2 tRNA genes are annotated in these 236 nt (G+C 55.5%); both read right to left on the minus strand.

The window, feature by feature from the left end:
• Nucleotides 1-80: 80 nt before the first annotated feature.
• Nucleotides 81-152, minus strand: a tRNA-Glu gene (locus N8O43_RS09605).
• Between the two features lie 8 nt (nt 153-160).
• Nucleotides 161-234: transfer RNA gene (locus N8O43_RS09610), tRNA-Ile, on the minus strand.
• Nucleotides 235-236: the final 2 nt, after the last annotated feature.

The raw sequence follows: 236 nt of genomic DNA on the forward strand, positions 1-236 counted from the left end.
TTCGAACCCACGCACGCTTTTACACGCCTGACGGTTTTCAAGACCGTTCCCTTCAGCCGGACTTGGGTAATCCTCCAAAATAGTCCGTACGGGATTCGAACCCGTGTTACCGCCGTGAAAAGGCGGTGTCTTAACCCCTTGACCAACGGACCAAACTTTATGGGCACGAGTGGACTCGAACCACCGACCTCACGCTTATCAGGCGTGCGCTCTAACCACCTGAGCTACGCGCCCAA

Source organism: Streptococcus mitis (genome assembly GCF_946190335.1).
Lineage (GTDB): Bacteria > Bacillota > Bacilli > Lactobacillales > Streptococcaceae > Streptococcus > Streptococcus mitis_CH.